The organism is Propionivibrio sp., from assembly GCF_049316945.1.
Taxonomy (GTDB): Bacteria; Pseudomonadota; Gammaproteobacteria; order Burkholderiales; family Rhodocyclaceae; genus Propionivibrio.
Genome location: NZ_JBMOJE010000144.1, coordinates 1 through 11,188 on the forward strand (window position 1 = coordinate 1; position 11,188 = coordinate 11,188).

The 11,188-nt window shown below is 57.7% G+C and carries 10 protein-coding genes and 2 pseudogenes; 5 read left to right on the plus strand and 7 right to left on the minus strand.

Features of this window, described 5'->3' with window-relative positions; all coding sequences use genetic code 11:
* From ACOYNV_RS22470 to ACOYNV_RS22485, 4 genes are all read left to right on the plus strand, one after another.
* Positions 1-1,538 (plus strand): YfjI family protein (locus tag ACOYNV_RS22470; RefSeq protein WP_422902042.1); only part of this gene is annotated, 1,538 nt, incomplete at its 5' end.
* Positions 1,539-1,794: 256 nt separating this feature from the next.
* Entirely contained in the window at positions 1,795-2,196 is a 402-nt protein-coding gene (locus ACOYNV_RS22475) for a hypothetical protein (RefSeq protein WP_422902043.1), read from the plus strand.
* Positions 2,193-2,528, plus strand: coding sequence for a hypothetical protein (locus tag ACOYNV_RS22480; protein ID WP_422902044.1), 336 nt, complete (start codon positions 2,193-2,195; stop codon positions 2,526-2,528). The genes ACOYNV_RS22475 and ACOYNV_RS22480 overlap by 4 nt, the downstream gene beginning before the upstream one ends.
* 92 nt (positions 2,529-2,620) lie before the next feature.
* Positions 2,621-3,232 (plus strand): hypothetical protein, encoded by a 612-nt coding sequence (locus ACOYNV_RS22485; RefSeq protein ID WP_422902045.1) that lies wholly within the window; start codon positions 2,621-2,623, stop codon positions 3,230-3,232.
* Positions 3,233-3,910: 678 nt separating this feature from the next.
* Here the strand turns inward: ACOYNV_RS22485 and ACOYNV_RS22490 are convergent.
* The 7 genes and pseudogenes from ACOYNV_RS22490 to istA form a co-directional block, all read right to left on the minus strand.
* Positions 3,911-4,081: a PTS fructose transporter subunit IIB gene (locus ACOYNV_RS22490; protein WP_422902046.1), complete on the minus strand. Its 171-nt coding sequence runs from the start codon at positions 4,079-4,081 to the stop codon at positions 3,911-3,913.
* 208 nt (positions 4,082-4,289) lie between these two features.
* Positions 4,290-5,264 carry a 1-phosphofructokinase gene (gene pfkB, locus ACOYNV_RS22495; protein ID WP_422902047.1) on the minus strand — a complete coding sequence of 325 codons (975 nt, stop codon included), beginning with the start codon at positions 5,262-5,264 and terminating at the stop codon, positions 4,290-4,292.
* A 90-nt stretch (positions 5,265-5,354) separates the two neighbouring features.
* Positions 5,355-6,371 carry a phosphoenolpyruvate--protein phosphotransferase gene (ptsP, locus tag ACOYNV_RS22500; RefSeq protein WP_422902048.1) on the minus strand — a complete coding sequence of 339 codons (1,017 nt, stop codon included), beginning with the start codon at positions 6,369-6,371 and terminating at the stop codon, positions 5,355-5,357.
* Positions 6,359-6,700 (minus strand): annotated as a pseudogene (locus ACOYNV_RS22505) (PEP-utilizing enzyme); the annotation flags it as partial. The gene ptsP and the pseudogene ACOYNV_RS22505, both read right to left, overlap by 13 nt.
* On the minus strand, positions 6,667-7,800 hold the full coding sequence (locus ACOYNV_RS22510) for an HPr family phosphocarrier protein (protein ID WP_422902049.1): 1,134 nt from the start codon (positions 7,798-7,800) through the stop codon (positions 6,667-6,669). The pseudogene ACOYNV_RS22505 and the gene ACOYNV_RS22510, both read right to left, overlap by 34 nt.
* Before the next feature lie 285 nt (positions 7,801-8,085).
* Positions 8,086-8,862, minus strand: coding sequence for a DeoR/GlpR family DNA-binding transcription regulator (locus ACOYNV_RS22515; protein ID WP_422902050.1), 777 nt, complete (start codon positions 8,860-8,862; stop codon positions 8,086-8,088).
* A 658-nt stretch (positions 8,863-9,520) separates the two neighbouring features.
* Positions 9,521-10,366 (minus strand): annotated as a pseudogene (gene istA / locus ACOYNV_RS22520) (IS21 family transposase); the annotation flags it as partial.
* A 269-nt stretch (positions 10,367-10,635) separates the two neighbouring features.
* Between istA and ACOYNV_RS22525 the strand changes: the two are divergent.
* Positions 10,636-10,878, plus strand: a complete 243-nt coding sequence (locus tag ACOYNV_RS22525) for a type II toxin-antitoxin system Phd/YefM family antitoxin (protein ID WP_422902051.1) — start codon at positions 10,636-10,638, stop codon at positions 10,876-10,878.
* Positions 10,879-11,188: the final 310 nt, after the last annotated feature.

Here is an 11,188-nt window from a genome sequence, read left to right on the forward strand (position 1 = left end):
CAAAGCCATTGCCAATAAGCGGCAACGCAGCTACGGGCGACGGCAACGGCTGGCCGGAACCGCAAGACATCCCCTGTTCATTGTTGCCGGTGATGCCGTTCGATAACTCGCTGTTGCCGGTGGCACTTAGATCATGGGTATCTGATATTGCAGAGCGTATGCAATGTCCGCCTGACTTCCCTGCGGTGGGCGCAATGGTGGCGCTGTCGTCTGTGATCGGGCGCAAGGCCGGGTTAAGGCCAAAAAGACGAGATGACTGGCTGGCAATCCCGAACCTTTGGGGCGCAATCGTCGGCAGGCCGGGGGTGATGAAATCTCCGGCATTGTCCGAAGTGATGAAACCGCTTGATCGTCTGTCCGCCATTGCAAATGATCTGCATGCCGAGTTAATGCGTGACCATGAGATCAAGGCCAAGCTGAAAGAAATGGGCGGCAAGTCGACAGAAGCTAACGCACAAAAGATGGTGGCTAAAGGCAGGATCAACGAGGCCGAGCAACTGCTGATGGATGCCGCCGATGCTGATGCTATCGACACCCCTGCACTGCGGCGCTTCAAAGTCACAGATTCAACGGTAGAGGCGCTACAGGAAATCCTGATCGAGAATCCGTGGGGAACGCTCGCTTACCGGGATGAGCTAAATGGTCTTTTGCGGTCACTCGATAAGCCGGGGCAGGAGGGATCGAGGGCTTTCTACCTTCAAGCCTATGACGGAAACCAGGGCTACATCGTTGACCGTCTAGGTCGGGGCAGAAATCGCCAGATAGAGGCGGTCTGTCTATCCATGCTTGGAGGTATTCAACCAGGCAAACTTCAGGCGTACATCCGTGACGCTATTGAGGGCGGCGCAGGTGATGACGGCTTGTTGCAGCGTTTCGGCCTGTTGGTCTGGCCTGACGTGGTGGGGGAGTGGCGCAACGTTGACCGATGGCCGGACACAGTCGCCAAGCGCACAGCGTTTGAAGCCTTTGAACGACTTGACGCGCTGATGCCGGGGACAGATGCGGAAACCGGCAAGCAAGCGCCAGTTGAGTATCGTTTTTCGGATGATGCTCAATCCCTGTTTGAAGAATGGCGGCAAGAATTAGAGGGAACGCTACGATCCGGCGACCATCATCCGGCGATGGAATCGCACCTGTCCAAGTACCGCAAGGTGGTTCCTGCAATCGCGCTGGTTTGCTCGCTGGCTGATGGCGAAAGCGAAGTCAGCAACGATTCATTGCTCCGGGCGCTGGCGTGGATTGAGTATCTGGAAACGCACGCTCAAAGGGCGTATGCGGCTGGCACCCGGCCTGCAACGGATGGCGCAACGGCATTGCTCGCCAAAATCAAGGGCGGCGCGGTAGAGGGTGGTTTTGCTCCCCGTGATGTTTATCTCAAAGGGTGGTCACACCTTGGCACGCCGGAAGCAGTTCATTCAGCGGCAAATATGCTTTGCGACCTGTCACATATCCGAAGGGTAGAAATAGCACCGAGCAACAAGGGGGGGAGGCCGTCGACGTCCTACTTGATTAACCCCAAAACTTTGAGGGGCGACTGAAATGAGTCGCTATCTTTCCGCGCTGAAAATATCTGAAAACACGCTTACGCCTAACCTACAAAACCTACAAAACCCCCCTTTTGCCAGTAGTGTAGGTTTTGTAGGCTCCTCTCCAGCGACTTTTCAAATAAAAAAGGCCGAGAACGGCACAGTGGTCGACGTCGACAACGCTGTTCATTTTCGCTGGCTAATTCACTACCCAGGCCGTGACCCGGTAACACGATCATTCTCCACGATGGTTTCTCATGGCGAGGCGATGGCCAGTTCTCAGGGCGCGGTAGCAGCGGTTCCTGCCGGTAAGGAATCCATGCGGCGGATACCAAACCCGGACGAAGCGGAGCAACTGCGGAAACTGGTTCAGTACGTCTATCAGAATGACTCGGAGGGCGACCGCAACGAGGCACTTGACGCGGCGATGGCTGATGTTGATCTGGCGATGGAGTGCTACCGGGCTATTGTGCTGGAGCGTGGCCTGATACCTGTCATTGATGATGATCGGCGCACCTGTCGGCAATGCGCGAACCTGTCCTACTCCAGCTCCTGCAAAGTGGCTTGTCCGGGCGGGGCGCTATCGGCGCAGAAAGGTTATCGGGCCGGGGCGCTATGGCTTGAAAATCCGCATAGGTGCGAAGCGTTCCACGAAAAGGGAAAGCCATGATCCCCGATGACGAAACACCAAACCGGGTAAAGCCTGTCATGCCGAAAGATGATCTCCAGGTCCAGGCCATGTTTGCCGCGATGGTAAGCCAGCATCAAGAAATCGAATCGCTGAAGCGCAAGCTGAAAACCTCAAGGGCGAATGGCCGATACCTTAAATCGCAGCTTGACCGTTCCGAAGGATTCAACGACATGACTAAGCTCCTCAATCCGGGAATCCTTTGGCCTATTGGCATGCTGGCAAAATTGATTCGACTGGCGCACCCGGACAAGCACGGCGGCAGCGAGACTGCGACGATGGCGACCGCGTGGTTATTGAGCCAGAGGCCGTGATGACCTACTTGATGTTGCGCTGGGCCGGAATTCTGGCTGAGAAAGTTACCGTGAAAAACCGCACTTCTTGAGCAAAAAGAAAGAAAAATCTGATGACAACGAAAAACAAAACGCCTTCTATTCTTGGCACCGACAAAGAGCAAGAAGCAAGGTCAGCCAAGGCCGAATTTATGATGCAGCCTGAAATCGGCGCGGCACTTGTGGTATCGACGTTCACTAAATCAACCGGGTTAAATTGTGGCGACTTCATAGAACCACTCATTGACTCCATGAAGGATGTGCGCGACGGGAACATGGTGCGAGTCGAAAGTATGCTGCTGGGGCAGGCCGTGGCTTTGGAAAGCATCTTCGTCAACCTCGCGCAACGGGCGGCGGGTCAAGATCAACTCAGCACTTTTGAAGCCTTCCTGAAAATGGCGTTGAAAGCGCAAAGCCAAAGTAGGGCAACACTGGAAACGCTGGCGGCGATCAAGAATCCACCTGTGGTCTTTGCGCGGCAAGCCAACGTGACAACCGGGCCGATGCAGGTCAACAACGGCACGGCAGCACCGCGCACGCAAGAAAAAGAAATTCCGCGAAACAAAGTATTGGAGGCACAGCATGGCAACTACTTGGACACCCCAGCGACGGGCGCAACAATCGGCGGCAATCAGGCGCTGGAAACCGTGGGCGCAATCGACCGGGCCGAAGTCGGCAAAAGGTAGAACGACTGTATCGCAGAATGCCTACAAGGGCGGGTTCAGGGCGCAACTGCGGGAACTGTCGAATCTGCTACGGGAACAACGCGACGAATTAAAACGGATCGGGTAATGCGTGACAATCACGAAACCAGGCCGCCTTGTCTGGCGGTTTTTCTTTGGTGCGACCGGGAGGAGACGCCCCTAAAATTCGGGGGGTGTCCTTGAAATGAATGAGACCGGAAGATGTGCGAGAAACCTCGCTTATCTGGCTGCCTAATCTTGAGGGGAGACTGTGCAAGCCGTGGGGCAGGCTGTGCCAGTTGCTGAGGGCGATGCTTGGAAAATGGCTGACTTTCTTGAGTCCGTAGGGCGGGCAAGGTTTCCAAGCTTGGAAACGGGCGGAGTTTTCCGAGTCGGTAGGGCCGGTTATTTGATGGTGCTCCCCGATGGTTGCTCTGTGGGTGTGAGCAAAGTTTTGGAGCCTCAACGCGGAATATCGTACGCACGATAAAGACCGTTTCCCGATTAAACGCAAAAATGCGTTCAGGCACTCCATGATTTAAGTGACAGTCACAAAATAGGCCAGCATTTAGTCCGGTTTTTCGTGTCATGGCTAATCAGTCAAGCGCATACAGAATTGGTGGGCTGAATGATGGGTTTTTAAAAAAGCTCGCCTGTAAGCACTGCAAATGCTAGGTAGTGCTAGGAGGCGACCTCCTCCGCCGTGAGGGTGTTCTTGGCGCCCACCGAGCCCTGGGTTTCCACCTTGATTTCGTAGCCTTGACCGGCTGCCGCCTTCTTCAGGGCCTCGGCGGCCATGAAGGTATGCGCGATGCCGGTCGGGCACGAGGTTACTGCGATGATCTTTGCCATTTGTCTGTCTCCTGCGTTATTTGGTTGCTGCGTTGGGTTTGAGCGAACTCGCTTGGGTATCGAGCGTTTGATCAATTTCAAAAATCCACCGCAGAGGCGCAAAGGGGCAAAGGTTTCGCAAAGAAAAGCATTGAGAAGAAGGAGTTTCCCTTACGTTCCCTTTGCCCCTTTGCCCCTTTGCGCCTCTGCGGTGGGTGTAAACATTACGTCACTGCCTTGAGTCAGCCAGATCACGAACCGTGACTCGTGCCATCAATGACTCGACGATTTGCGCAGACGGCAGCCTTGGCCCGAGTTGGGTCAAAGCACCCAGGGCGCTGGCGGTGGCCAGGCGGGCACAATCCGCCAGTGGCAGGCCACGCAGGTTGCCGGAGACGAAACCCGCCACCATGGCATCCCCTGCCCCGACGGTGCTTTTGACTTCGACCTCGGGGGGGATGGCCAGAAGGCACTGATCGCCAGTGACGAACAGCGCGCCCTCTCGGCCCATCGACACCACCACGCAGCCCAGGCCCTGATCCAGCAACTGGCGGGCCGCATTGATCACCGAAACCTGATCGGGCAATTGCGCACCGACCAGTTCTTCAAGTTCGGCGATGTTCGGTTTGATCGCCCACGGCGCGGCGACGATGCCGTGGCGCAGCGGATCGCCGCTACTGTCCAGCACCACTTTCTTGCCCGCTGCCTTGAGCTGGCGTGTGAGGTCGGCGTAGTAATCGACCGGCACGCCGGCCGGTGCGCTGCCAGAGAGTACGAACCAGTCGTGGTCGGCGAGCAAGGTATTGATTCCCCGCCCCAGTTTGACCAAATGTTCAGGCGTGGCGGCCGGGCCGGGAAAGTTGATGTCGGTGATGCCCTGGCACACCTCGTCGATGATTTTGACGTTGACCCGCGTCGTGCCCGGAATGCGCACGAAGGCGTCGGTCATGCCCTTGCTGGCGAAAAGCTGCTCGAAGACGTTGGCGTTGTCGAGCCCAAGCAAGCCGGTGACGGCGACGCGAAAGCCGAGGTCGGCAAGAAACGAGGCCACATTAACGCCCTTGCCGCCTGGGTCGGATTGCTCCCAGAGCACCCTGTTGACCGTCCCGGCGGCGAAGTCAGGAACCGACACGCTCTGGTCGATGGCGGGATTCAGGGTCACCGTGGCGATGCCCGGGAATTCGCTGGTTATTAATTGACTCATGCTGATTTCTCCAATGTTGTAAAAGTCGCGCAGCGACTCTCGCTGCTCCCCTCTCCCGCCTGCGGGAGAGGGGCTGGGGGAGAGGGGCGGTTAAAGCGCGCGCACTTCGGCGGCGTTCTTGCAGGCCAGGGCACGTTTGGCCAGCGCCTGCATGTCGGCAAATGACTGGGTCCGCAGTCGGGCCTTGATCGCGGCCACGCTCGGGATGCTCATGCTCAGTTCGGTTACGCCGAGACCGGCGAGAATCGCCGCCCCCTTCGGGTCTCCGGCCATGCCGCCGCACACGCCGACCCACTTTCCGGCCGCCTTGGCCGCTTTCGCCGTCATGTCGATCATGCGCAGCACCGCCGGGTGCAGGGCGTCGGCCTGGCGGGCCAGACTGGGATGCAGGCGGTCCATGGCCAGCACGTACTGGGTCAGGTCGTTGGTACCGACCGAGAAGAAATCGGCATGTACTGCCAGTTCCGGCGCCATCAGCACCGCCGACGGCACTTCGACCATGATGCCGATATCAACCGGTTCAGCGCCAAGCTCAAGACGTACTTCCTCGGCGATGGCGCGGGCGTCGAGCAGTTCTTCCACCGTGGCGATCATCGGGAACATGATCTTCACCGGGCCGGTCGCCGAGGCGCGGTAGATGGCGCGCAACTGGGGCTTGAACAGGTCCGGCCGGGCCAGGCACAGACGGATGCCGCGCACGCCGAGGAACGGATTCTGTTCGGCCGGCAGGCACAGATACGGCACTTCCTTGTCGCCGCCAATATCCAGGGTGCGAATGATCAGCGGCAGGCCGTTGAGGGCGCGCGTCATGGCGCTGTAAACCTCGAACTGTTCCTCTTCGCAGGGCGGATCGGCGCGTTGCAGGAAGAGGAATTCGCTGCGCAGCAGGCCAATCCCCTCGGCACCAGCAATGACAGCCTGTTCGGCCTCGACCGCACCGCCGATGTTTGCCACCACCTCGATACGCTGGCCGTCGGTGGGAATCGCCGGCTGGTAACAAGCCAGACGTTCCGCCTCGCGCAGCGCCTGCCATTCGTGTTGCGCCTGGCGGGCAAGCGCCAGATCGGCTTCAGGTAGAGGTTTCCGGAATCGCCATCGAGAATGCACAGGGTGTCGTCGGCCTGATGCATCAGCGCCGGTCCGGCGCCGACGATGGCCGGAATATCCAGTGAGCGGGCGATGATGGCCGTGTGCGAAGTAGGCCCGCCGCCCGCGGTGCAGATGCCGATGATCATCGCCGGGTCGAGTCGGGCGGTATCCGATGGCGAAAGATCCTCGGCCACCAGGATGACCGGCGTCTCGAATGAGCCCGGTTCCTCCTCCAGTGTGTCAGCCAGCAGGCGCAAAACCCGGCGTCCTACATCCTGGAGATCGACGGCCCGTTCCTTGAGCAGGGCATCGTTCAGGGCCGACACTTCCTTGGCCCGTTCTTCCACGCTCTGGCGCCAGGCCCAGCCTGCACTGTGTCCGGCCAGGATGAGCCTTCCGTGGCATCGATCAGATCGGGGTCGTCGAGGAATTCCTCATGGGCGCGGAAAATGGCAGCCCGGGCGGCCCCGCAACGGGCCTTGACCTCGTCATGTAATTCGCGCAGTTGCAGTTTGGCGGCGGCGATGGCCTGACGCAGTCGCGTTTGCTCGTGTGTTGCATCGCTAGCCGTTGCGGCGACGACGATCTTTCCCCGACGGAAACGTCGTAGCGGCCCGATTGCCAAGCCGGGCGAGGCGGCGATACCGGCGATAGAACGCGCCTCAAAAACTAGGGCCGGACCAGCGAAGCTTGCCTTTTGCGTCGATTCTTCCTCCTCTTCCAACCCGTGTTTCACTGCCGCCACCAGCGTTTCGATTGCGCTGTCCTCATCGACGCCGCGCGCCATGATGCGGATGCAGGCTTGCTTGTCGGCGCCCAGCTTCACCAGCGAGACCAGGCTCTTGCCATTGGCTACCTTGCTGCCATGACGTACCCGGACCTCAGACTGGAACTGCTTGACGATCTCGACAAAAGCGGTGGCTGGCCGGGCGTGAAGTCCGGCCGGGCCGGTCAGCGAGACATCGACCCATTTCTCGAAATCGCTCTCTGCGGGAGCGGGTGCGGTTCCGTCATCCCGCGACTGGGTGAGGCGCTCGATGATGTCTTGCGGTTCGGTGGTTTTGGCCAGGCGCTGCACCGTTTCCGGGTCGTCGAGCACGTCGGTCAGGTTGGCCAGCAGTTCGATGTGCTCGTCGGAACGGGCGGCGATGGCCACCACCAGGTACACCGTTTCGCCCTGATTCCACTGCACGCCAGCGGGGAACTGGGTGACCGAAATACCGGTCTTGATGATCAGTTCGCGATCCTTCGGCAAGCCGTGCGGGATGGCGATACCGTTGCCAAGATATGTATTGGCCACTTTCTCGCGCAGCAACATGCTGTCGATGTAGCCCGATTGCATGTTGCCGCTATCCACCAGCAGGCTGCCGGCAATACGGATCGCCTCGGTCTTGTCGAGGGCCTGGACGTTGAGGCGGATGGTTCCCTGGGTCAGCTTGATCATCATTAGTCTCCTCTTGTCGCCCTTGTTCCGAAGTGCCGGCAGTGCGGGCGGATACGGTGTCAGAAGTGTGTTTCGCTCAATTACGTTTGTTCAAAGTCAACCTAAAAACCTCACCGCAAAGGCGCAAAGGCGCGAAGATCGCAAAGAAAACAAGGGATTGCATCATTTTCTCAACCCTCCTTTTGGGTGATAGGCATTGACAGGTACGACAACAGCCAAGCTGTTGATTTTCTTTGCGGAACTTTGCGCCCTTTGCGCCTTTGCGGTGAGGAACTAAGGTTTTAAGGGTCAATCGGCGTAGGTCAGCGCCATCCCGGCCGCCTTGGCCGCCGCGACGCCATCCGCTGCCAGGCCGCGATCGACGATCCAGTACGTGACGCCGGCAAACGGAACGATAGGCGCGAAGGATTGCTGCCCCCATTTGGCACTGTCGCAGATGGCGAAAACGCTTTTGCTGCGGGTGATGATCGCGCGCTTGATCACGGCCTCGACATGATTGGAATTGCTCCAGCCCTGCGTTGTATCGACACCGCCGGCGCCCATGAAGAAGACATCGAGGTTCAGTTCGCCGATTTGCCCTAGTGCAACCGGGCCAACCGTACTGAGTGCATTCTGGTAGATCTCGCCACCGATCAACTGCAGGTGGTAAGGGGTTTTTCCGGCCAGTTCGGTGGCGATGTTGATGCCGTGAGTAACAATGTTCAGATGGGTGACCTGGGGTAGCCCGAGGCAAATTGCCCGTGCCATTTCGAAGGAGGTGGTACCGGCGTCGAGATAGACCGTTTGTCCGCTTTTCAACAACTGGGCCGCGGCAGCTCCGATCAACTGCTTTTCCAACTGCCCCAACTCCAGACGCTGGGTGAACTCCACATCGCGATTGAGCATCACCGCACCACCATGCACCCGGCGCAGCAGCCCGCGCGTTTCCAGTTCCGCCAGATCGCGACGCAAGGTCATTTCGGACATCTGGAACTGCTCTGCGAGTTGCCGCGTGCGGCACTCTCCACGCGTCGACACGGCCGACATGATCAGTTCCAGACGGTGTTCGGCCAAAAGATTAGCCATGGTGATTCCCTCTTCGTGATGCACAGGGCGGGAACGGAACATTTGCAGAACAATTCAGCATGGGGGGCTTTATTGGGGATGTTTGGTTATGATCGGTTGCGTTTGTTTGTGTTCTGTATTAGAACAGTATCGCACATATTCGAACATTTGCAAGGGGGATTTTCAATTATTTTTGATCGGCCATTGCCGAGGCCAACCTGCAAAGTTCCGTTCGAACTTGGCGTGAAATAATGAGTCTTGATCCTAAACTCACCGCAGAGGTGAACAACTGAGCTTTTTCGGTTGATGCAATCCCTCTATCGTCCGTAGCCCAAGTTGAGATGGTACATGTTCGCGCCGGTTGAATATTGACCCACTCTGCCAGTTGAATATTGACCCAGGAGCGGTCGCTGCGTTTTGAATCAGCAGCTGTGGAAAAGTGTATCAAATCGCTGGTTTTTGAAGTTCTCCTTTTCTGCCGTCCAATGCGGTAGAAATGCGTGGGGAAAGGAGCGAAGGGCGTAGCCCGTAGCGGATTTCCCCACGCGGCCGCTCAGAACGGATCGTCTGGCGGAGCGGCTTCCCCTCCCTTGCGTTTCTGTTCCCGCGACTTGATCCGCGATTTCGCCGCCATGCTGCTGTGCTGGAAGCGATACGACTCATTGCCCGTCTCCACGATATGGCAGTGATGGGTGAGCCGATCCAGTAGCGCCGTAGTCATCTTGGCGTCGCCAAAAACGCTGGACCATTCCGAGAAGCTCAGATTGAATGCGGAGTGATGATCACGCTGGTGTGCTCGTACAGTTTTCTCCCAGCCGGAGGCGACGTTGCAGAAGTCGGCGTCAAACAGGTAGTGCGCGCACATCACGGCAAAGCGCGCATTGACGACGCGGCCCTTGCCCTTGTTGACCTTGTCGACCTTGTCGACCGCCGTCTTCATGTTGTCGTAGATGCCGCGCCGGGGTATGCCACCCAGCGCGGTGAAGGAACGGGTGTGGGCATCGAACAGCATTTCATGGCCTTGGCTCGGGTAGGCAACCAACCAAAAGGCGCGACTGGCGCACAGTTTGAGGTGCGACACCTGCATGCGCCGGTAGAGGCCCCCGATCACCAAACCTTCTTCGCTCCAGTCAAACTGGAATGCCTCGCCCAAATCGAACTTCAGTGGCACAAAGGCGTGTGGGGTCTTGCCTGCGCGCCCACGCCAGTTCCGGATGAAATCGGTGACTTGGCTGTAGCCACCGACATAGCCGTCTTCCTTGATTTGCGCAAACAGCGCCTTGGCCGTACGCCGGTTCTGCTTTGTGCCGTGGGCATCGGCTTTGAGCGCCTGCTCCAGCGCCTCGTGGAATGCCGTCAATTTGCCAGGCATCTCACGCCGCTGGTACGTCGGCGTAGCCGCCTCCTCGGGTGTTCGCAGCCATCTGCGTATCGTGTTGCGCGATAAACCCGTGCGCTTCGTTATTTCGTGCAGCGACAACTTGTCGCGTAAATACATCCGTCGAATCTTGCCGAACATTTCCATGGTGATCACCCTTTATCTCCTGCCTAAAAATTAGGCAGGGCAAGTAGAACACCTGGGTCAGTTTTGGATCGGCATTAACCCTCTACGTGGGTCAGTTTTCGGTCAGCGTCAACAAGTGCGCGATTCTTCCCACTTCATTTCAGCTGCGCATTGTGGGCAAATTCGACTCATGCGTATTTCTTTCTCCTTGTTGTTTGCCGGGATGATGTCATTGCAGGAAGTTGGTCTAGTTGCTAGACTAGACTTTAAACGTTTTGGAAAGGGTAATCATGCGCGAATACGGTATTTATGAGGCAAAAACAAAGCTGGCTGACCTCATCAAGCAAGTGCAGCAGGGCGAACGAATCACCATAACGAATCGTGGTGAACCTGTTGCTGATCTGGTTCCCAGTGTTCATCATGCCGCGCATCTGACTCGTGGCGCAATAGTTGCCATCAAGGCCATGCGAACCGGCGGCGCAACGATCAATCAAGAACAATTTTCCGAAATGCGCCTGCAGGGGCGGCGCTAATGGGCGGTAGATTCATTCTGGATGCGTCCGTTACTATTCGTTGGGCCTTGCAAGACGGTTCAATAGCCGACCGGACTTACGCCGATATGGTGCTCGACTCATTTGATTCGGCATACGCTACCGTCCCGGCGCTCTGGTACACAGAGACTGTTCACGTACTTCGCTGCGCGGAGGATGCTGAAAAACTAGGGGAATCTGCCCTTGCTGGTTTTCTCTACCAGTTGTGCCAACTTCCCATCGAACCCGATCTGGCATCAATGCTCTCAACCTAACAGACCATTCGCATATTTCGCTGAAATTCTGCAGGTTC

Coding starts and splice junctions, on each gene's coding strand:
- ACOYNV_RS22475 (WP_422902043.1), top strand. CDS start 1,795: ATGGCCAGTTCTCAGGGCGCGGTAGCAGCGGTTCCTGCCGGTAAGGAA.
- ACOYNV_RS22480 (WP_422902044.1), top strand. CDS start 2,193: ATGATCCCCGATGACGAAACACCAAACCGGGTAAAGCCTGTCATGCCG.
- ACOYNV_RS22485 (WP_422902045.1), top strand. CDS start 2,621: ATGACAACGAAAAACAAAACGCCTTCTATTCTTGGCACCGACAAAGAG.
- ACOYNV_RS22490 (WP_422902046.1), bottom strand. CDS start 4,081: ATGGCAAAGATCATCGCAGTAACCTCGTGCCCGACCGGCATCGCGCAT.
- pfkB (WP_422902047.1), bottom strand. CDS start 5,264: ATGAGTCAATTAATAACCAGCGAATTCCCGGGCATCGCCACGGTGACC.
- ACOYNV_RS22510 (WP_422902049.1), bottom strand. CDS start 7,800: ATGATGATCAAGCTGACCCAGGGAACCATCCGCCTCAACGTCCAGGCC.
- ACOYNV_RS22515 (WP_422902050.1), bottom strand. CDS start 8,862: ATGGCTAATCTTTTGGCCGAACACCGTCTGGAACTGATCATGTCGGCC.
- ACOYNV_RS22525 (WP_422902051.1), top strand. CDS start 10,636: ATGCGCGAATACGGTATTTATGAGGCAAAAACAAAGCTGGCTGACCTC.